The sequence below is a fragment of the Halobacillus litoralis genome (genome assembly GCF_020524085.2).
Taxonomy (GTDB): domain Bacteria; phylum Bacillota; class Bacilli; order Bacillales; family Halobacillaceae; genus Halobacillus; species Halobacillus litoralis_E.
The window spans coordinates 142,694-163,715 of the sequence record NZ_CP129016.1; the positions used below are offsets into that span (position 1 = coordinate 142,694).

The window sequence follows — 21,022 nt, forward strand, 5'->3', positions numbered from 1 at the left end:
CAGAAATGAGGTGAAATGTTGACAAAATTCAAGGCGTATAAAGTCGACCGAACTGATGAAGGTTTACAGGGTTCAGTGCAAGAGCTATCTTTCTCGGACCTCCCTTCCAGTGATGTTTTAATTAAAGTTCATTATTCCAGCATCAACTATAAAGACGGAATGGTTACCCAGCCGGATAACCCCCTCGTCAAAAATTACCCAATCATACCGGGGATTGATTTGGCCGGAGAAGTGGTTCGTTCCTCTGACGAACAATTTAAAGAGGGCGATTCTGTGATCGCTACCAGTTATGAAATTGGCGTCAACCATCATGGTGGATTTAGTGAATATGCAAGCATCCCTTCCGAATGGGTCGTCCCTCTTCCCGAAGGATTGTCGACAGAAGAAGCAATGATTTACGGTACGGCTGGCTTCACCGCCGCTCTTTCCATTCATCGCTTAGAAGAAAACGGTCTGACTACCGAAGATGGCCCTGTCCTTGTGACCGGGGCTTCCGGCGGCGTCGGGAGCATAGCGGTGTCTATGCTTGCTAAAAGAGGCTATAGCGTTGAAGCAAGCACAGGGAGTCCTGAACATGAAGAATACTTAAAAGACTTGGGCGCTTCTAAAATTATTTCCCGTGAAGAGGTTTATGACGGAAAGCTTCGCGCCATAGCAAGCGGTCGTTGGGCTGGAGCCGTCGATCCTGTCGGAGGTGAACAGCTCGCCTCTCTACTTAGTCAATTGAAATATGGAGGCGCCGCAGCCGTAAGTGGGCTGACAGGGGGTACAAAAGTGCCCACACAGGTTTACCCTTTCATTTTACGGGGTATATCCCTTATTGGAGTTGATTCCGTCAATTGCCCAATGAATGTAAGGAAAAAAGTGTGGCATCGAATGGCTAATGATTTAAAAATTAAAGAAGTGTTCGACCGAATCAAATCTGTTCACACTCTCAAAGAAGCCCCCGAAACACTCAAAGATATTCTACAAGGAAAAACACGCGGTCGATCGATCGTCAAACTTATGAATTGATGGTAGTTTCCCAAAACGTACACTATTGACATTTATGAATACAGAGTTTATAATGTTTTGATAGTGCCTTCTAGAGAAGGTAACTCGGAAAAGAAAAGAGTGATTTGTATGAGACTGGCATTCTGCTACGTTTTGATACAACTTAATCACACTGGATCAGCTTCGGAGCTGTAAGGATGCAATAGAGGTAGGGATTGCGTCGTTTAAGTTGCCAAAAACTACCATGTAGAATTTTGAACCGCGGCACTAACATGGACAAAGTTCCACAAGCCTTGCGATAAAAGCAAGTGGAAAACTTGATATTTTCCGAAAGTATACAAAGCGAGAAGGGCGGCCGCCCTTCTCGCTTTTCCAATTTACATAGGTTTAAAGAGAGGCTTTCATGGTAATATAAGCCTTAGACGCATAAAAGGAGGCTTATGAAATGTCCCGGTACTTAGACCGTATCGAACCCGAAGATGTCCGCTTTCTTATGGACTTATCAGAATTCAAAACCATCGTACTCGATATGCTCGGCGATGCTCGTGATTTGGTGAACATACAGATTAACTACGACCTTCTTGATGAGCCTGAAGGAGAGACACTTGTCCGGCCCATGGTGCTTCTCAATGAAATCAGTAATTTCACAGAAGAAGACCGTCATGCATTGTTGCAAACCGGGTTTTCCATTGATGGCGAGCCTTTTGATAACGGAGACTATGCCATGGAACAAATCTTCGGTGCAGAATATACCATCCTTGCAGTTACAGAAGATGAAGACGGTGCGTTTTTTACAATTGAAATACCCTATAGAAACTTTGAAAAACAAAAGAGTCATATATAATCTTAGTTTCTTAGATGTCTATATAATTAAAGAGCCCATGTTTTTGCATGGGCTCTTTGTCATTGCAAGGAAGCTATTCTTAGGAATGTATGTTTTTCACTCGACCGACTTGACCGTCTTCCAGGCGTACTTTTATTCCATGAGGGTGGTTCGGGGACTTGGTGAGGATATCTTTCACTTTCCCACTGGTCAGTGCCCCTGTTCGTTGGTCTTTCTTCAGGACGATTTCTACTTCTGCCCCTATTTTAATGTCACTTCTTTTTTGTCCATTCATTTTGGAACCTCCACATTCAGTCTCCTCCGTATTCTATCACAATTCCCTCCCCGTCACTTATTCAACTAAAGCTCCCTTTTCTTGAAGACTCAGTTTCGAGTATTTTGTTGAGCGGATGGGGGCTGCGAGGAATAGCTCGCTTTCCGCGGGAGCGCGGTGAGCCTCCTCGGACTGCGTCCTGTGGGGTCTCACCAAGCACTTTTTTCCCGCAGGAGTCTCGCCATTCCCCTTCGCCATATAAGTATCTCGAAACCACTTCTGGAATAAGCTGCTTTTGCACGTTGTCATTCGAACGGAATGAACTTCTAAGGACGCCATCCAGCATGCTGAAAGCTTGTGATAGAGCGCTTTATACTAATCACATCAGGATAGTGGGAGACCTTTCAACTTGGTGCAGGGGTTCGTTTCTCTCTTACATCGAAAGGGGTGGTTGGGAAGCTGCGAGACTCCCGCGGGAATGGATTGGCTGGCGAGACCCCGCAGTGCGTAGCACGAGGAGGCTTGCCGTCATCCCCGCAGGAAAGCGAGTAGCTTCCCGACCACCCCTAACGCCCAACAAGGCAACGAACCCCGGACACATCTCGAAACTGAGTCTTCAAGAAACCTGCCATTTAGTTCAATAATACCTCCCCGTTATTAAATCAAACATAAAAAAAAGCACTCGCAGGGAGTGCTTTTTTATGTTTGATTAGCTGCTATAGTTGTATTGATTTTGAATTTTACCTTCTTTGGTATGGATCACCGCTGAAGTTCCTTTGTTTTGTGCGATTTCTTTTGCACGATCAATTGCATCCTGTTTGTTTTCGTACACCTTCGTCGGTTGTTCTGCACCTTCTGCTTTTACAGCCCAACCTTCTTCATGAGAAACTACATGTTCTGCTTGATTTCTACTGTCAGCCACTTTGAATTCCTCCTTGAATAATTATTATATAAGCTATATATCCTGTTACGAAAAGTCTTAAACCTAAGATTCTCCATCTATTGACATTTTTTCCTGAATAGTTCCATCTTTTTTATGAATGATTACTTGTGTTCCTTTGTTTTCAGCAATCTCTTTTGCTCGGTCAATCGCTGTCTGCTTTTGATCAAAAACATCAGACGGTTGTTTCGCATCTTCTGTTTTTACAGCCCATCCATCCTCATGCGCAACGACATGTTGACCTTTTTCCAGGAGCTCAGGGCGGCTCTCTCCCTGCCTTCCTTCCCCGTCCCTTGTCTTCAGGTTTTTATCGCTCATTTGCTTCACACGATTGATTTCTTTCTTATCTGCATTTTCATACCATTCTTTAGCCTGTTCTGTTGCTATAGGTATGGCCTGCCCCTCTTTATACCCTTCGTCAATCATGGCGTTGGCTATATCAATCGCTTTTTTTCTAATAGGTGTTTCCAAGTTTTTGAATGAGCTTGGGTAATCTTCTGTATCCCACGGCATCCCACTCGTCCTCCTCATTTATTAGTTATCTTTTTTATTCCCTTCCACAAAGCGAAACTAAACCAATCGGGGACCTTGGTCGAATTGAAACAACAGGAAAAATAAGATACGATATTAACGTCGTTAAGTTAGAAAAAATGACATACTTTGATATTTTCCTGCCAAATTTAAACGGTTCGTTCACATCATAGCTCATGGATACACATCCACTATAATGGTTTGGCATCCACTACTTTAAAAGTTCATAGGAGGTATTTTATTGAATATAAGCATTCACCCCCTTGGAGATCAGGCTCTCCTTATCGATTTTGGAGAATCTATAAATGAGGAGACCAATCAACAAGTCCGTCAGGCAGCCGCACAACTTGATGAACAAAAGCCCGACTGGATGATTGAATACATTCCAGCTTTTTCTACTCTAACCATTCTATATAACCCCTACTACATAGCTAAACAAACACGTTCACAAGACCTCCTTCCCTTTGAATGGGCAAGAACAAAGGTCTTAGATCTATTATCTCAATCTTCTTCCTATCATTCTGAGAAGAGAACTATAGAAATACCTGTGTGTTACGGGGGGAGAATGGGGACCAGACCTCTCCTTTGTCGCTTCACACAATAGCATAAGCGAAGAAGAAGTCATCGACACCCACATGAAGGGAAATTACTTAGTGTATATGATAGGATTTGCGCCTGGTTTTCCTTATATCGGGGGAATGGATAAAAAAATCGCCGCTCCTCGTCGTGACGATCCAAGGCTGTCGATCCCTTCAGGATCCGTGGGCATTGCAGGAGAGCAAACTGGTGTATATCCCATTGAAACGCCAGGGGGGATGGCAGTTGATAGGCCGAACCCCACTAAAACTTTTCGAAGCTGACAGAGATCATCCTTCTCTCCTTCAGGCAGGAGACCGCATTCGTTTCACACGTATTGATGAAACAGAATATAAACAGTTGAAGGAGGGGGAACAATGATTTCGGTATTGAAATCAGGATTGATGACAACCATTCAAGATACAGGGCGGTACGGTTATCAAAAAGATGGGGTCATTGTAAGTGGAGCCATGGATCAACAGGCCCACCGAATCGCAAACCTCCTTGTCGGAAATTCTACCGATGCAGCGACAATGGAGATAACACTGATGGGACCGGTTCTTGAATTTCAAGAAGATGCTTTCATCGCTATCTGTGGAGGAAACCTTACGCCCATGATTGACGGTGATAGTGTTTCCATGTGGAAACCTTTGTACATAAAAAAAGGAAGCGAGCTTCGCTTTGGGCAACCAAAAAAAGGCTTCAGGTGCTATCTATCCATAGCTGGTGGATTTCAAGTACGGAAGGTTATGGGGAGTTCTTCTACATATCTCCGCGCAAACATGGGAGGTTTTGACGGACGTACATTAGAAAAAGGAGACCAACTTCGATTTGGCCGCCCTGATTCTCCGCTTGAACATTCGAAAGAACAACTTAAAACTGTAGAAAAAACTACATCTTATAATGAAGCTTCATGGTTCGTCGGTCCAGAATTCACCAATTACACGAAGAGCGACCAGCCGATTCGAGTTATGCCCGGCCGTGAATTTGACTTATTTACAGCACAGAGTAAAGAACAATTTTTCAACGATCCTTTTCAAATTGATTCGAAATCAGATCGAATGGGCTATCGTTTAAATGGATCGACCCTGACTCTCGAGAAAAAGAAAGATATCGTTTCAGAAGCCGTTACATTTGGGACCATTCAAGTACCTCCAGATGGAAATCCGATCTTATTATTAGCGGACCATCAGACCACAGGTGGTTATCCAAAAATCGGACAAGTAGCTTCAATCGATTTACCGAGAATTGCACAAATGCGGCCGGGAGAAAGTATAAGTTTCTCCCCTATTACCCATGAAGAAGCTCAACGTCTGCTCTTAGAAAAAGAGAAAAACCTGAAACAGCTACAAAGAGGGATTGAAACGAAACTTCGTTAAGGAGGAGATTCCATGCATATTGTCGACTTGAATTGCGATATGGGAGAAAGTTTTGGCCGCTATACCATCGGTCGCGATGAAGAAATACTGAAATATGTAACATCCGCGAATATCGCCTGCGGTTACCACGCAGGGGATCCAACTATAATGAGAAAAACGGTGCAGAAGGCCTTAGAGCATAACGTTGGAATCGGCGCCCATCCAGGTCTGCCAGATTTAGCCGGGTTCGGACGTCGACCAATGGAGATTTCTGAAGAGGAAGCTTACGATATGGTTGTCTATCAAATAGGAGCCCTCAAAGGGTTTGTGGATACAGAAGGGGGACATTTACAACACGTCAAGCCCCACGGCGCTCTGTTTAACATGGCTGCCAAAGATCCTAAGTTGTCAACCGCCATTGCCAAGGCCGTTTACGATGTGGACCCAGAGATGGTTCTCTTTGGACTTGCAGGAAGTGAACTCGTGAAAGCAGGTCGCGAACATGGACTTAAAACAGCTAGTGAAGTGTTCTCAGATCGCACCTATCAATCAGATGGATCGCTTACTTCACGAAGAGAACCAAACGCGCTTATCACAGACCACGAACAGGCGGTCGAACAAGTGATTCGCATGATTAAAGAAAACAAAGTTCGTACCGTACAGGAGACGGATATCAATATTGATGTTCACACCATTTGTATTCATGGTGATGGACCAAGCGCCATCGATTTCGCCAACTATATTACAAAAGCCTTGAAAGAATCAGAAATCAAGCTTCAATCCATCGGTGAATTTATCACAAAATAAGTAAACAATAGAAATCTTACATCACAATAAACCTAGCAAAGGAGCTACTCCATGAAAGAACAATCGACAAGAAGTCTCTTGTTAGGAGCCGCTTTCCTGATGGCGACGTCCGCCATTGGTCCTGGTTTTCTAACACAAACGACTCACTTCACTCAACAACTTGCAGCCAGTTTCGGATTTGTCATCTTAATCTCCATCATTATAGACATCGGCGCCCAGCTAAATATATGGCGAATCATCGCTGTATCGGAGAAACCGGCTCAGGATATCGCCAACAGCCTACTCCCAGGCCTTGGAGTGTTTTTATCTGTACTTATCGTTGCCGGTGGATTAGCCTTTAATATTGGAAATATCGCAGGTGCCGGTCTTGGTACCAATGTACTATTTGGAATCTCTCCTGAAATGGGGGCATTGTTTAGCGGAATTGTAGCTGTCGCCGTCTTTCTTGTTCGTGAAGCGGGTAAAGTCATGGATCGTTTCGCACAAATTGCAGGATTCATCATGATTGCATTGACTATTTTCGTCATGTTCTCCGCCCAACCACCTGTCGGAGAAGCTGTCACGAAAACATTCGTACCTGATACGATTGATTTTCTCGCCATCATCACACTCGTCGGCGGAACCGTCGGCGGATATATTACCTTCGCTGGTGGCCACCGACTTTTAGACGCAGGCGTGAAAGGAAAAGAAGCACTTCCGCAAGTCACAAAAAGTTCCGTGTCTGCGATTGGAATTGCTTCCGTCATGAGAATCTTCCTTTTCCTTGCTTCCTTAGGTGTTGTAGCCTCAGGTTTCACACTGAACCCTGAAAACCCACCAGCTTCTGTCTTCCAGGCAGCAGCAGGAAATGTCGGATACAAAATCTTCGGTGTCATCATGTGGTCCGCTGCTGTAACGTCTGTAGTCGGGGCCGCATATACATCCGTTTCATTCATTCGTACATTCAATAAAACGATTAACAAGCACCACAAATGGTTCATTGTCGCGTTTATCGTCATTTCAACGACTGTCTTCGTTTTGGTCGGTAAGCCCGTCAAGGTGTTGATCCTTGTCGGATCGTTAAATGGTTTGATTCTACCGATTGCGCTGGGTGTTATGCTGATAGCCGCGTATAAACAAAAAATCGTCGGGGATTACAAACACCCATTATGGTTGACCATCTTCGGAGTCCTAATCGTCATCGCCATGTCCTATATGGGCGGCATGTCACTTATCCAAGGCATTCCAAAACTATTCGGTTAATCCCCTAAGAGCTCAGGCAACCTGAGCTCTTTTTTCATGCACTAAAGCTACCTATACTTGAAGACTCAGTTTCGAGACTTTTGTTGATTGGATGGGGGCTGCGGGGAATAGCTCGCTTTCCGCGGGAGCGCGGTGAGCCTCCTCGGACTTCGTCCTGTGGGGTCTCACCCTGCACTTTTTTCTCTTCGATATCCGATTCCGGCGCCTAGCGGCTAGTGAGACTTCCCTCGCTTCTGTACGATAAGTCAACATCGAATCACTTCGTTCTTCGTGTTTCCTTTATCTCCTCCAGCTCAGTCCAGTCCATACGCCGCTGATCGAGGCGCCTGCACACTTAAGTTAGGAGTCTCGCCATTCCCCTCCGCCCCTTTACCAAATAATATTCTCGAAACCACTTCTGGAATAAACTGCTTTTATTCACATGTTAATTAAAAGGGAATCAACTCCCAATGAAGCTGTTTTGTATGCGGAAGGTGTATTATAGAGCGTTTTATGCTTACAAACACAGAATAGTGAAAGGCATCCTCTCCCACAGTGAAGGGGTTCGTTTCTCTCCTTCTGAAAGGGGTGGTTGGGTAGCTGCGAGACTCCCGTGGGAGAAAGGAGATAGGCGAGATCCCGCAGGACGAAGTCCGAGGAAGCTCGGCACTCCCCCACAGGAAAGCGAGTAGCTTCCCAACCACCCCTGACGCTCAACCCGGTTAACGAATCCCCGAAACATCTTGAAAACTGAGTCTTCAAGAAACCTGCCATATCCTTTAATAAAGAAATGGTGATCTGAAGCACCTTTTTGCTCGAGTTTTTATTGAAGGAGGATTACACTAGAAGAAACTTATACATAAGGAGTGGTTTGATTGAGCAATCTGGAGACTTGGAAGCAAGTGGACCAATACTTCATTGACCAGCTAATTCCCACAGATCCTGTCATGGAGAATGTACTAAAAGCAAACGAAGAAGCAGGACTCCCTTCCATCGACGTGTCTGCCGCCCAGGGAAAAATGCTTCAGCTTTTTGTGAAAATGAAAGCTGCGAAAAATGTATTGGAAATTGGCACTCTCGGCGGATACAGCACCATCTGGATGGCAAGATCCCTCCCTGAAGATGGTCACGTCACTACACTAGAATTCAACCCGAAGCATGCGGAAGTCGCCTCAAGGAATATGGAAATGGCCGGGGTGCAGGACAAGATAGAAGTGATTGTCGGCCCTGCCCTTGATTCTCTGCCTACTTTAGAAGGACGTGAACCCTTTGATTTTATTTTTATCGATGCAGATAAAAATAATAACCCCCACTATATCAAAGAAGCCCTTAAGTTATCTAAGGCCGGAACGACGATCTTAGTAGATAATGTCGTTCGGGATGGAAGACTGCTTGACTCAGAAAGCAAAGACAAGAGTATTATAGGTATACGTGAAATGTTTGACTTATTAAACAACCACCCAAACCTTGAATCCACAGCCTTTCAAACGGTGGGAAGCAAAGGATATGACGGTTTCGTCCTGGCCGTTGTAACATAAAAAACCAAAACTAAGTGTACCTTTTTATAAAAAGGTACACTTAGTTTAATTTTATCCACACCGCTGTTCTGTCATCGATATGGAGAGAATGTTTATTCAGGTGTTCCGTTAATTCATAAACATAGCTTTCCAACCCTACTTCTCCAATTCTCTGATAAGTTTCTTCAAGGGTAAGTTCAGGATGAAATAAACCATCAGAAATAAGCAGGAGACTCCGAATCCCTTTTCTATCGATCACTCCTTGATCAAGGTATTCCATCACTTCAGGCATTCCGTTGGCAACCGTATAGCCACCTTCCACATTCGCAAGCCGGCGGTTATAGCGAAGCCTATTCATGTGTATATCATAGTAACTTTCAGGTGGTATGTTCTCTCCACCCTTTCTTCTTTCGACACGTTTTTGCTTGGCTCTTTCGCTGATCCCTTTGACAGAGTCAGTGGTGACAGTCATAAACTTTCCATCCTCACCCTCTGCAAGAATCATAGAATCCCCCAGCTGCACATAATGAATCTGGTCATCCACGACTTTAACAACAGCTACGCATGTGGACCACCGTTCTTCTCCGAGTTCTGTCTGGACGCCGTACCTTACCATCTCCTCCTTTAAATGTAGGTTGGCTTCTTCTACGGCTTGCACTAGCCTCTCTCCACTCTTTAACCGCTCCATTTTAGTTTTGAAAATTTGCGCGGCAAGATATGCTCCATTATGTCCGGCTTCATCCTCAAAGCAGACAAGAGGAGTAGCCCCATCTAAAACGCCGTAAACACCAGCATGTTCGTTTAGTACCAGCGCATCTTCACATTCCTTTTTTACCGGGCTCTTTTTTTGGATATGTTCCACAACCGTGACGTTCAAGTGATATTCTCCCTTCTCATCCAATCCTCTTTCAGCATTCCATAAACCACATGATCCGTGTATTCATCATAAAGCCGAGCTGCTTGACGGATGACCCCTTCCTGCTTGAAACCCAACCGTTCCGGCACTGCCCGGCTCTTTTCATTCTCAGATGCGGCTCGAATTTCAATCCGGTTCATACCTAGTGTCTCAAACGCATAGTCGAACAGAACGCGACAAGAACGTGTAAGCAGCCCCTTCCCTTTGTAATCAGCTCCCATCCAGTAGCCAATGCTTGTGGCTTTGTTTTTCTCATCAATTTCATGAAAATCGACGACACCTGCAATGTTTCCTTGATATAGAATACAAACGGTCAGCCCGTTGTTTTCTGCATAACGGCGTAAACTCATCTTTATGTAGTTTCTTGTATCTTCCACTTCTTTTGTAAAGTGGATCCACGGCAACCATGTTTTTATATGATCCCTGGAACGATCTGATAGTCGGTATAGCTCCTCCGCATCACGATGGTCGATCATTTTCAGTGATAATTCTTCACCAATTCTTTGTTCAAACATTAGTGTTCTCCCCCTTTTTTTCTGTGGTCATTTGTATTCGACAGAATCCCTTCTTCTTCCTGCAAAAAAAGTACGACAGAACAAGTCTGCCGTACTTTTTGTATGTTATGGCTTTAAGACCAGCTTTCCTTTTGTTTTTCTGGCCTGCATGACCTCATGGACATGAGCCGCTTCCTCTAAATCAAACACACCGCCAACGGTCAACTTCAATTCACCAGCCTTCACCATTTTCAACAAATGGTTCAAACTCTTTTCAAACAGGACAGGCTTCTTCATAATCTGTGGCAAAAAGAATCCAATAACGGATAGATTTCGATTCATAAGCCCGGAAGGATACATTTGCGCCGGCTCTCCACTGGCTACCCCATAGACCACGACTCTTCCGAATGCTCTCATGCATTTGACGGTTTCGTGAAAAATATCGCCTCCAGCCATTTCAAGAGCCACATCGACTCCTCTGCCATCCGTGGCCTCCATTACTTCTTCACGCCACATCGGATTCGTGTAGTTGATGGCATAGTCTGCACCTAAATCACGAGCTAAGTTCAGCTTTTCATCTGTGCTGGCCGTCGCGATTACCTTTCCTGCTCCGAAATGTTTGGCTAGTTGGACAGCAAGGGAACCAACGCCTCCGGCCGCTGCATGAACAAGAACGGTTTCTCCTTTTTCCAGCCTCCCCATCGTTGTGAGAATATGATAGGCGGTTAACCCCTGTAAGGGTAAAGCTACAGCGATTTCATCTGTGACTTCATTTGGGATGGGGATCAAAGTACTCTCATTCGCCTTCACATATTCTGCATAGCCCCCTGAGCCAATGAGCGTCACGACACGATCTCCCTTAGCGACACGGCTCACCCCTTCGCCTACCTCTTCAACGACCCCGGCAACTTCTGCTCCAGGGATAAAGGGAAGTGGTGTGGGTACTACATAAGCCCCCTCACGCCTTGCTGTGTCCGCATAGTTCACTCCGATGGCATGAACTTTGAGAAGAACTTCTCCTTGTTCAAGCTCTGGTCTGTCGACATCCACCTTCTCCAATACAGAAGGCGCTCCATATTCTTTAAACTGAATCGCTTTCATTTTTTCCCTCCTCATTCCCCAACAAAGTTAGGTTTGCGCTTCTCCTTGAATGCCTGCACACCTTCTTTATGATCTTCCGTTGAAACCATCATGGTCTGTGTGATTCTTTCCTGCTCAAGAATCGTAGCTAAATCTGAGCGATCGGCCTGATCCACTATCTTTTTCATCATCCCCATGGCTCTTCCCGGACCTTTGGAAAGTGCAAGGGCATAGTTCATGGCCTCTTCTTCTAAATCCGTCAGTGGAATGACACGATTGACAAGCCCCCACTCGGCAGCTGTCTCGACAGGAATCGGTTCTGCCCGGAATAGCAATTCTTTCGTACGATAAGGGCCCAACAATCTTGATAAAAAGTAATGGCCGCCACCGTCAGACACAAGTCCGACTTGTGCAAAGCTGAGGACAAATTTGCTTTCTTCTCCTGCAAGAATCTGATCACAGGCAAGGGCAAGGTTGAATCCAGCTCCTGCTGCATATCCATGCACCACAGCCACTACAGGCTTAGCTAAATCTTTAATCTTTAAAATCAACCGATTTAGTTCCCCAACGTGGTCATACAATTGTTGAGCATCAGCGGTGCCCATGGACTTCACATCTCCACCAGCTGAAAAAGATCGGCCCGCACCAGAAAGTACTACAACTTTCACTTCATCATTACGTTCAGCTTCAGCCAGAGCTTCCTGCAGACCAATTATCATTTGATCAGAAAAAGCATTTAATGCATCCGGCCTGTTCAGCACACAGGATAAGACCGGGCCCTTTACGTCGACTGTTAAATGATCATTACCTAATTTCATTCTTGTCATCTCCTTTTTCATGATACATACTGACCTGCTGCAATCAATCGATCGGCAAGCTGACGGTTTCTTTCCACCGATCCTTCCCGTTGGTATTCGCTCAATAGCACGGGGATATGACGTAACGTCTGAACACGTTCCGCTCCTTTTAACAACGCGGACAAAAGCCGCGTGATTGAACACTGGACGTTCAATGTGGACTGTTCAATTAACGTGTAGGTCATCATTTCTTTTAATGGAAGACTTGGATCTTTCGCCTGTTCCGCTTTTCTCGTCCTTAAGACTGCGGACTCGACGCGATAAATTTCAATAGCAAGATCGGCAAGCTTCATTAATACTTCCTGTTCTTCCTGTATGGCTTTTCCATACATGCGATAAGCTGCTCCTGCACAAACAAGGTACAAATCCTTCATGAGAGCGATAACTTCCTTACATGGATCAGAATGTTTATATCCACCATTTTTCAGTGAATACTCCGCTTTTTCCATCAGTGATGCCGCATCAAATTCCTCCTTTGCAGCTTTTTGGAAAAAGGCCCCCGGAATCAACAGACGGTTAATTTCATTGGTTCCTTCAAAGATCCGGTTAATTCTTGAGTCTCGATAAGCTTGTTCAATTGGATATTCCTTGATGAACCCCGCTCCTCCATGCAGCTGCAACGCTTCATCTACCACTTCGTCCAGTGTTTCTGATCCGGTAACCTTACAAATCGCAGCCTCAAGCTTATGCTCATTCATCGCTTTAGCCGTTGCTCCTCGATCCTCCGAATCGTAGTGACCGTGAAGAGAAGCTTCAATATGACCAGCTGTTCGATACAGCAGTGATTCTGTTCCATAGATTCGCGCGGCCATTGAAGCGAGTTTTTCCTTCGTAACCGGAAATTCTGCAATGCTTCTTTTAAACTGTTTCCGTTCTTTCACATGGGTAATGGCTAATTGCAAACTATATTTGGCTGCTCCCATAGTGGCAAAACCTAAATTAAAACGCCCTAAATTCAAAACGTTGAGAGCGATCAAATGGCCTTTACCAATATCCCCGAGCAAGTTTTCAACCGGCACCTTACAATCTTCCATCACTACTGAGCAAGTCGAAGAACCTTTAATTCCCATCTTTTTTTCTTCTGGTCCGATTGAAAGTCCAGGGAAATCTTTTTCAACAATAAAAGCGGTAAAAAGCTCTCCGTCTACTTTCGCATAGACAATAAACGTATCGGAAAAAGCAGCATTGGTGATATAAATTTTGGATCCGTTTAATAGATAATGGGTACCTGTATTATTAAGCACAGCAGTCGTTCTTGCGGATAGAGCGTCTGAACCTGCTTCGGGTTCTGTCAGACAATAAGCCCCTATGTACTCTCCTGATGCAAGTTTAGGCAAATACTTTTCTTTTTGCTTCTTTGTACCAAAATAGGTGATCGGTAACGTAGCAATACACGTGTGGTTCGAATGCGCAACGCTATAGCCACTCGCATTTCCTAATGCTTCACCGACAATCCCTTTACTGACCTTATCTAAGCCCAATCCCCCGTAGTTTTCAGGAATGCTGTGACCAAGCAGTCCTAAATCTCCGGCATGACGCATTTTTTCAGCTACAAAATCAAAATCTCCACTTTCGATTCGGTCCCGATTGGGGTGAATTTCCCGGGTAATAAATTGTCGAGCAGTGGCAGCCATCATTTTATGCTCATCGGTCCGGTCTTCGGGTGTAAACACTGAGTCCTCTGAGATCTCCGAAATCAAAAACTCTCCACCTCGAATGTTATGCTGAACTGGTTGCATTTTTACCCTCCTTGATTTGCCCGCTTTCACGGTCATATATGAGTATAGAATCAAATAAACCTTCCTCAGCAACAAAGTCAATTTCTTGAGGGTCAAGCCCGGCATTCACAAGTAATTTTCCAATTTTGCAGGTTCTGAATAATTCCTTTGCAGCGCCACTTCCTTCGTAAAAACCGAGAGCCGCAACCGCTGCATCGGAGAGCCCCCATTTGCTTTTCATTTGCATGTGATAGACTAAACTTCCGACACCATAAAAATCTTCGACGGTAAATTTCCCGCTTGATCCTGCACAGACGAGGACGACATCTTCCCCTTTATGATGCTCTTCCAAATGATCCGCCATCGCTGGATTGTTGAGGAGTGAAGAGGCGTATAGACAAGAGGCCTGCCTTGATTGATGTAAGGCGACCGTTCCGTTTGTCGTCGTCAAAATCAGATGTTTATTCTGAATGATCGACTTCAAATGCGTCCTTAGTGGTGGTTCGAACCCCTCAATCCTTCTCCCCTTATCTTCTCCGGCGATAACGAAAGGATCTTTGAATTGCGCCGCTTTTTTCCGCGCTTCGTCGACGCTGAATACAGGGATGACACTGGATGCACCATCTGCAATCGCTGCTGTAATCGTCGATGTGGCAAATAAGACATCAAAGACGACAACCACTTTCCCTTTTAGCTTTTCCGGGCGTATGTCTTCCTTCTTAAAGATGACTTGGATATCCCCCATCCTAGAGACCTGCTGTTTCTTCCGCATGACGGATTAAATGATTGACGAAAACATGCATCTCCGCGAACCTCGGGTCCTTGGTCTGCCCTTTTTTGTAGCGATAATAGATCTGCTGTACGATTCCTGCCAGCTTAAAATAGGCGAAGGTCAAATAAAAATTAATGCCCTCCACATTACGTCCACTTTTTTCAGCATAGCGGTGAATGAATTCATCTCTTGTATAGAACCCCTCCTGAACAGTGAGAGGCGGCTTCCCTAATCCCGTTTTCAGAAGTTCTGGATCGTCTTTCTGAATCCAATAGCTCATGGCTGCGCCAACATCGGCCATCGGATCACCGACGGTCGTCATTTCCCAATCAAACAAACCTACCATCTGCGAAGGATTATCCTTACTGAACATGGCATTATTCAACTTGTAATCATAATGAATAATGGCAGCTCCTCTGGATGCAGGTATATGGTCGATCAGCCATTTTTTCAAACGCTCCCCGGAAACCACATCATCGGTTCTCGCCTTTTCATAGCGTTTAATCCAACCATGTACTTGTCTTTCCATAAAACCTTCAGGCTTGACCATATCTTTCAAAGAAGTTTCCCGGTAGTCCAGGGAATGAAGTTCTGCCAGCCGGTCGACCATTGTCTCAGACAGCTGCCTCCCTAGTTCCTCTGTCGCGTCCACTCCTTCAGGGTAGGTGGAATCAAAAACGAGTCCCTCTCTCCGTTCCATGAGAAAAAAAGGACGGCCAATCAGATTGCCAGATTCATAGAGATAGGGTTTCGGTGCCAAAGGATAGATCGGATGTAAGGATTGAAGAACTTTGAATTCACGTTCCATGTCGTGCGCCTTTGGAGCGACCGGCCCCATGGGTGGACGACGTAAGACCACTTTCCACTCTTCGCCGACTGACAGTTCATAAGTCAAGTTGGAATGCCCCGCCCCGAACTGCCTGATTTGCATGTCACCCGAAGGAATCTCTAACTTCTCCCTCAAAAAACGCTCAAGCTTGTTTACTTCAAGCTCTTCCCCTTGGCGGACAGGCCTTGTATCTTCTGCGTAAACCATGAAGAACCTCCTTTATTTTGCTACCATTTGATAGGATGACAAAGATTCTTTCATCTCAGGTGTCATAGCAACACTTTGCTGTTGCTCGAAGTCGAATTGAACAATGACAGACAAGCCCTTGGCAACCAGTTCCCCCGTTTCTTTCTCATACATGTCCTGCTCTAAATGAAAGCTTGAGCGTCCAATTTTTACGACATGGCTGTGAATGATCAGCGTCTGATTAAAATACACCTGTTTGATGAAATCACATTTCGTCGAAGCAAGGATGAAGTTCCAATCATCTCCCACAAGCGCCAGATCCTTAAAAAATCGAATACGCGCATCCTCCATATAGACAAAGAAGTTATTATTATTCACATGCCCTAATAAATCAGTTTCACAAAACCTTACATTCACTTCTATTTCATGCATTTGTTTTCCTCCTCAACTTTTCACAGGGCTATCGTAAGTATAAAAACCTTTCCCTGTTTTGCGGCCGAGCTCCCCTGCTTTCATTTTCTCTTCCAAAGTTTTAGATGGTCGGTCTTTTGGATCGCCTGTTTCTTCATACTGTTGCTGCATGACGTAATAGCCGACGTCTATCCCTGATAAATCCATCAATTCAAATGGACCGATTGGATGATTCAGCGCCTTTCTCACTATTTTATCGATATCTTCGTAATCAGCGTATCCACCCTCATACAAGCTCATCGCTTCCTTTTGAATCGCAAATAAAATTCGATTGGCGATAAATCCTGAGATTTCTTTTTGCAAAAGGACCGCTGTACGATTCATCTCTTCACATACCTTCATGGCCACAGCAGCCGTCTCTTCTGACGTATGTTCCCCTTTGACGACTTCCACACAGTCCATAACAAGTGGCGGAAAGAAAAAGTGCATGTTGCACACCTTCTCAGGCCTCGACGTTGCATCAGCAATCAATGAACTGACAATGGTCGAAGAATTGGTCGCAAAAATGGTATGGGATGGAGCACACTCATCCAGTTTTGCAAACACGTCTCTTTTCACATCCAGCTTTTCAACGACAGCTTCAATAACAAGGTCTGTATCTGAGACCGCTTCTTCGAGTTCTGTTGTGAAATGAAGGCGGGAAAAAGCTTCTTCACGCGTGGCCTGAGAAATTTTTTCTTTTTTCACCCACTTATCCATAATCCCTGCAAGCTTCGCCTCTGCCTTTTCCAATGATTCCTGACTGATGTCCTGGAGTTTTGTTTCATAGCCAGCTAATGCACCGAGCATGGCAATCTGATGACCCATGCTGCCTGCTCCGACAACCGCTAGTTTCTCAATAGTCATTGATCTCCTCCTCAATCCCTTTAAAAATCAATCGCATATACAAATCCGTCAAAGTCTTTTCATCCACTTCTCCATCAGGTTCGTACCAAAAATAGCTCCAGTTCGCCATGCCAAGGACAGCATAAGACAACATATCTGCACGCACGTCTTTCTTGAACTCCCCAGCTTCCATCCCTTTTTCCAACACTTTCTGGATGTTTACTTGGATTTGTTGGCGTTTGGGCAGAATGATGGCTGTCTTCTCTTCACTCAGGTGTCTCATTTCTTGAAAAAACACGAGTGCACTGTGCCCGTTTGTCCGAATATTGCTGATCAACAACTCTACGATTCTATACAATTTTTCACAGTTGGAAAGACTCTCATTTGTAATGATTTTCTCTTGTCCATCTAGAAGGTGATCTATAAAAGATTGGTGAATATGAACGAGCACATCCTCTTTATTTTTGAAATAGTAATAGAATGTCCCTTTCGTCACTCCATTCGCTTCAACGATGTCCTGGATCGAAGTGGCCTGGAATCCTTTTTTACCGAATAATTCTATGATTGTGACCATCATTTTTTCTTTCATGTCAACCCGTCCTAACTCAGCAAGATCCATTAACAGGAAGCGTGCATGCCACCGTCGACCACGAGAATGTCCCCGGTGACATAATCCGATGCTCGGCATGCTAAAAATAGAGCGGCTCCTTTCAAGTCCTCCTCGGAACCAAATCGTCCGAGAGGCGTTCGATCAAGTATGAAATCTCCACCGTGCTCAAGCACCCCTTTCGACATTTTTGTCGGGAAGAACCCAGGAGCAAGGGCATTCACCTGAATGTTATGCATGCCCCACTTCACAGCAAGATCCTTTGTAAAAGTGATGACCGCACCTTTACTGGCATTGTAGCCGACCGTCTCCATAAACCTTGGATCCGCTCCACCAAGTCCAGCAACAGAAGCGATATTGATGATCTTTCCTGATTTCTGTTTGACCATTTGTTCGCCGACCTTCTGGGACATCAGAAATGTTCCGGTCACATTAACGTTCATCACCTTTTGGAAGGCTTGCAGTGGCATTTCAAGTGTCGGTGCGCCCCATGTTGCCCCACTGTTGTTGACCAGAATATCAATCGCTCCGAATTTGGCTACCGCTTCATCCACTACACGATCAATATCTTCAGGGTTCGTGACATCACACTCAAGCGCTAGTGTCTCCACACCACATTCATTCTCCAGCCTGAGCGCCGTTTGTTCACACGCCTCTTTTTTTCGGGAACAAACGATAATATTCGCCCCTGCTTCCGCAAGACCTTCAGCAATTTGTTCACCAAGCCCACGTCCGCCTCCCGTAACGAGAGCGGTTTTCCCTTTCAAATCAAAAAGATTTCTGACATGCATGGTCTCACTCCTCATATTTGGATAGTTCAAGTTTAGCGATCTGTCTCCGGTGAACCTCATCCGGCCCATCTGCCAGCCTGAGTGTTCTAGAGTTTGCCCATTGAGCAGCCAGGGTGAAATCATCACTGACTCCGGCACCCCCATGGGCCTGAATCGCCCGGTCAATAACTTTTAATGCCATATTCGGAGCGATCACCTTGATCATGGCGATTTCCGTTTTCGCTTCTTTATTTCCGACAGTGTCCATCATGTACGCAGCTTTCAAAGTGAGCAGGCGCGCTTGTTCAAGTTCAGTCCGGGAATCGGCGATCCACTCCCTCACGACTCCTTGCTCTGATAAAGGACGATGAAAAGCCACCCTGTTTTGAACACGCTTACATAAATCTTCAAGAGCTCGTTCCGCCGCTCCAATCAACCGCATGCAATGATGAATTCTTCCGGGTCCTAGACGACCTTGAGCGATGGCGAACCCTTTCCCCTCTCCCCAAATCATGTTTTCCTTCGGGACACGGACATTATGAAAATCAATTTCCGCATGTCCATGAGGGGCATGATCGTATCCAAACACAGGTAACATACGTTTGATGTGAACCCCCTCTGTATTTAAAGGAACAAGAATCATAGACTGTTGCTCATGACGTTTGGCATCAGGATTCGTTTTCCCCATAAAAATGGCGATTTCACACCTAGGATCTCCTGCTCCTGAAGACCACCATTTCCGACCATTGATTATATAATCATCTCCGTCCCGCGAAATGCTGGATTTAATGTTTGTAGCATCCGAAGAAGCCACATCCGGTTCGGTCATAGAAAAACAGGATCTGATCTCTCCCTTCAAAAGCGGCTCCAACCATTCGTCCTTTTGAGCTTGACTTCCATAACGTGCAAGTACCTCCATATTTCCTGTATCCGGGGCATTACAATTGAAGACTTCGGGACCAATAAGCGAGCGGCCCATCATCTCACAAAGCGGAGCATATTCAAGGTTTGTGAGCCCCGCTCCATATGTATCATCAGGTAAAAATAAATTCCAAAGCCCTTCCTCTTTCGCTTTCGATTTCAGTTCTTCCATGATAGGAGGAACTTCCGAAAAGCGATCCTTTTGTGCATTTAATTGATCTTCGTACACCGATTCATTTGGATAAACGTGTTCATCCATAAACCGCTGCACCTTTTCAAGGTAGCCGTTCACCTTATCGGAATAATCAAAGTTCACCCTATTTCCTCCTTCTTCATAAAACATACCAAACGGTTAGTATGCATTCATTTTATACCTACTATTCTGAAAATTCAACAAAAAGTGAATGATTATTCATATTTTTAAATTATAGTTTTTTTCCATATTAAGAGAAAAGTTCCCGATTGTTGAGGGCTCAGTTCCAAATGGGTTGTGAGTTCGATCAGGGCGTCAGGAGATGACTCGCTTCCTTACGCCCAACACGGCAAATTCAACTACGGAATGCCTCAAAATCGATTCTTCTCCAATCCTGCATTAGGCGTAATAAAGAGAAATAAAAAAGATGCCAGTGTACGCTGGCATCAGACCGTAGGGAAATTTTCCATGGCGTGGTAACCATGAACCTTGAGCTTTCGTGAACACTCAGTACTATAAGGTATGCCTCGATCCTCTTGTTGCCTTGGCATTCACCTAGAATTTTTACAAACTATGAAGATTCTTAGAGTAATAGACACCTATACAAGCACTCTCTACGAGAAGCCATAGAATGTGGAGAATAACAAAGGAGGAAATGTTTTATGAGTTGTAAAGAAAGAGATAACAGCTGCGTGCGCGATCTCCTTTTATTTCTAAAGTGATCTCACGGATATTTTCTCTCTTTAGTGCTTCCTGCTTATTTTATTCCTTTCCAATAAAGAGACTAACGCTCGCAATGATCCCTAATAGTAGGTTGATTAAACGATATCTTTTCATAAAATTAACCTTTCACTACTGGATTTATCCCCCACCATCCGTTTCGTTTTCGGATGGTTACAATCTGTCCGATATGATAAGCGTTATGCATGAATAAATTCGACAACGTTTCCGCCCACATTTCAAGCTTTTCTTGACTGCATGATAAGAGTTCTTGTCTAAACATGGTCAGGACCATTTGGTAGTCAGCCACTCTGGAATGCCATTGCATTTGGCCGTGATTTTGAAACGTATCATAGTGACGCGGGCGTTCCATGACCTCCTCCCCACGGAATCGGCTTAAATACCGTTCGTTGTAAAAATAAAGATGATGCACAATTTCCGCTATAGAATGTGATCGATCATCCAGTTTTTCAACCGCTTGTGGTTCTTCCAATTCTCTTACGGCATAATTGAAACAGACGAACCAGCTATTTTCATCATGAACGGATCTCAACTGCTCTAATAACACTTCTCTTAACGCCATGTTACCACCTCCTCACTTGGATATTCCCTTTTTTATGAAC

The 21,022-nt window shown here is 44.7% G+C and carries 22 protein-coding genes and 1 pseudogene; 7 read left to right on the forward strand and 16 right to left on the reverse strand.

Annotated elements, in window-relative coordinates:
- Nucleotides 1-15 precede the first annotated feature (15 nt).
- Both LC065_RS00850 and LC065_RS00855 read left to right on the forward strand, forming a co-directional pair.
- Nucleotides 16-1,014 (forward strand): acrylyl-CoA reductase family protein, encoded by a 999-nt coding sequence (locus tag LC065_RS00850; protein WP_226587829.1) that lies wholly within the window; start codon nucleotides 16-18, stop codon nucleotides 1,012-1,014.
- A 424-nt stretch (nucleotides 1,015-1,438) separates the two neighbouring features.
- Complete coding sequence (locus LC065_RS00855; protein ID WP_226587831.1) at nucleotides 1,439-1,837, forward strand: hypothetical protein; 399 nt, start codon at nucleotides 1,439-1,441, stop codon at nucleotides 1,835-1,837.
- A 79-nt stretch (nucleotides 1,838-1,916) separates the two neighbouring features.
- Here the strand turns inward: LC065_RS00855 and LC065_RS00860 are convergent, their stop codons facing one another.
- The 3 genes from LC065_RS00860 to LC065_RS00870 all read right to left on the reverse strand — a co-directional run bounded on the left by LC065_RS00860 (nucleotide 1,917) and on the right by LC065_RS00870 (nucleotide 3,543).
- Nucleotides 1,917-2,111, reverse strand: coding sequence for a YwbE family protein (locus LC065_RS00860; protein ID WP_146815384.1), 195 nt, complete (start codon nucleotides 2,109-2,111; stop codon nucleotides 1,917-1,919).
- Between the two features lie 688 nt (nucleotides 2,112-2,799).
- Nucleotides 2,800-3,012, reverse strand: coding sequence for a DUF2188 domain-containing protein (locus LC065_RS00865; protein ID WP_206948621.1), 213 nt, complete (start codon nucleotides 3,010-3,012; stop codon nucleotides 2,800-2,802).
- A gap of 63 nt (nucleotides 3,013-3,075) precedes the next feature.
- Nucleotides 3,076-3,543, reverse strand: coding sequence for a DUF2188 domain-containing protein (locus tag LC065_RS00870; RefSeq protein WP_226594096.1), 468 nt, complete (start codon nucleotides 3,541-3,543; stop codon nucleotides 3,076-3,078).
- A gap of 253 nt (nucleotides 3,544-3,796) precedes the next feature.
- Here LC065_RS00870 and pxpB point away from each other — a divergent pair.
- The 5 genes and pseudogenes from pxpB to LC065_RS00895 all read left to right on the forward strand — a co-directional run bounded on the left by pxpB (nucleotide 3,797) and on the right by LC065_RS00895 (nucleotide 9,061).
- Nucleotides 3,797-4,518, forward strand: a pseudogene (gene pxpB, locus LC065_RS00875) (5-oxoprolinase subunit PxpB).
- Nucleotides 4,515-5,516, forward strand: a complete 1,002-nt coding sequence (locus tag LC065_RS00880; RefSeq protein WP_226594090.1) for a 5-oxoprolinase subunit C family protein — start codon at nucleotides 4,515-4,517, stop codon at nucleotides 5,514-5,516. Before pxpB ends, LC065_RS00880 begins: the two are co-directional and overlap by 4 nt.
- Before the next feature lie 12 nt (nucleotides 5,517-5,528).
- The gene (locus tag LC065_RS00885) at nucleotides 5,529-6,302 is read left to right on the forward strand and encodes a LamB/YcsF family protein (protein ID WP_226594088.1); all 774 of its coding nucleotides are present in this window, start codon (nucleotides 5,529-5,531) and stop codon (nucleotides 6,300-6,302) included.
- A 51-nt stretch (nucleotides 6,303-6,353) separates the two neighbouring features.
- The gene (locus LC065_RS00890) at nucleotides 6,354-7,544 is read left to right on the forward strand and encodes an NRAMP family divalent metal transporter (RefSeq protein WP_226594086.1); all 1,191 of its coding nucleotides are present in this window, start codon (nucleotides 6,354-6,356) and stop codon (nucleotides 7,542-7,544) included.
- Between the two features lie 854 nt (nucleotides 7,545-8,398).
- Nucleotides 8,399-9,061 (forward strand): O-methyltransferase, encoded by a 663-nt coding sequence (locus LC065_RS00895; protein WP_226594084.1) that lies wholly within the window; start codon nucleotides 8,399-8,401, stop codon nucleotides 9,059-9,061.
- 40 nt (nucleotides 9,062-9,101) lie between these two features.
- Here LC065_RS00895 and LC065_RS00900 read toward each other — a convergent pair whose 3' ends face one another.
- The 13 genes from LC065_RS00900 to LC065_RS00960 form a co-directional block, all read right to left on the reverse strand.
- A complete protein-coding gene (locus LC065_RS00900) occupies nucleotides 9,102-9,917 on the reverse strand; it encodes a protein phosphatase 2C domain-containing protein (RefSeq protein ID WP_226594082.1) in 816 nt (271 codons plus the stop codon).
- Nucleotides 9,914-10,471: a GNAT family N-acetyltransferase gene (locus tag LC065_RS00905; RefSeq protein WP_226594080.1), complete on the reverse strand. Its 558-nt coding sequence runs from the start codon at nucleotides 10,469-10,471 to the stop codon at nucleotides 9,914-9,916. Before LC065_RS00905 ends, LC065_RS00900 begins: the two co-directional genes overlap by 4 nt.
- Before the next feature lie 105 nt (nucleotides 10,472-10,576).
- Entirely contained in the window at nucleotides 10,577-11,551 is a 975-nt protein-coding gene (locus tag LC065_RS00910; RefSeq protein WP_226594078.1) for a quinone oxidoreductase family protein, read from the reverse strand.
- Nucleotides 11,552-11,562: 11 nt separating this feature from the next.
- Nucleotides 11,563-12,348, reverse strand: coding sequence for an enoyl-CoA hydratase/isomerase family protein (locus LC065_RS00915; protein WP_226594074.1), 786 nt, complete (start codon nucleotides 12,346-12,348; stop codon nucleotides 11,563-11,565).
- Between the two features lie 17 nt (nucleotides 12,349-12,365).
- Nucleotides 12,366-14,126 carry an acyl-CoA dehydrogenase family protein gene (locus LC065_RS00920; RefSeq protein ID WP_226594071.1) on the reverse strand — a complete coding sequence of 587 codons (1,761 nt, stop codon included), beginning with the start codon at nucleotides 14,124-14,126 and terminating at the stop codon, nucleotides 12,366-12,368.
- Nucleotides 14,107-14,850 carry a 2-phosphosulfolactate phosphatase gene (locus LC065_RS00925; RefSeq protein ID WP_226594068.1) on the reverse strand — a complete coding sequence of 248 codons (744 nt, stop codon included), beginning with the start codon at nucleotides 14,848-14,850 and terminating at the stop codon, nucleotides 14,107-14,109. Before LC065_RS00925 ends, LC065_RS00920 begins: the two co-directional genes overlap by 20 nt.
- A 1-nt stretch (nucleotide 14,851) precedes the next feature.
- Entirely contained in the window at nucleotides 14,852-15,913 is a 1,062-nt protein-coding gene (locus LC065_RS00930) for a phosphotransferase family protein (protein ID WP_226594066.1), read from the reverse strand.
- A 12-nt stretch (nucleotides 15,914-15,925) separates the two neighbouring features.
- Nucleotides 15,926-16,324, reverse strand: a complete 399-nt coding sequence (locus LC065_RS00935; protein WP_226594063.1) for an acyl-CoA thioesterase — start codon at nucleotides 16,322-16,324, stop codon at nucleotides 15,926-15,928.
- A gap of 12 nt (nucleotides 16,325-16,336) precedes the next feature.
- Entirely contained in the window at nucleotides 16,337-17,209 is an 873-nt protein-coding gene (locus LC065_RS00940; protein WP_226594061.1) for a 3-hydroxyacyl-CoA dehydrogenase family protein, read from the reverse strand.
- Nucleotides 17,199-17,777, reverse strand: a complete 579-nt coding sequence (locus LC065_RS00945) for a TetR/AcrR family transcriptional regulator (protein WP_226594058.1) — start codon at nucleotides 17,775-17,777, stop codon at nucleotides 17,199-17,201. Before LC065_RS00945 ends, LC065_RS00940 begins: the two co-directional genes overlap by 11 nt.
- A 29-nt stretch (nucleotides 17,778-17,806) precedes the next feature.
- The gene (locus LC065_RS00950; protein ID WP_226594056.1) at nucleotides 17,807-18,586 is read right to left on the reverse strand and encodes an SDR family oxidoreductase; all 780 of its coding nucleotides are present in this window, start codon (nucleotides 18,584-18,586) and stop codon (nucleotides 17,807-17,809) included.
- A gap of 4 nt (nucleotides 18,587-18,590) precedes the next feature.
- Nucleotides 18,591-19,802, reverse strand: coding sequence for an acyl-CoA dehydrogenase (locus LC065_RS00955; RefSeq protein ID WP_226594054.1), 1,212 nt, complete (start codon nucleotides 19,800-19,802; stop codon nucleotides 18,591-18,593).
- 718 nt (nucleotides 19,803-20,520) lie between these two features.
- Entirely contained in the window at nucleotides 20,521-20,982 is a 462-nt protein-coding gene (locus tag LC065_RS00960; protein ID WP_226594051.1) for a DinB family protein, read from the reverse strand.
- Between the last annotated feature and the right edge of the window lie 40 nt (nucleotides 20,983-21,022).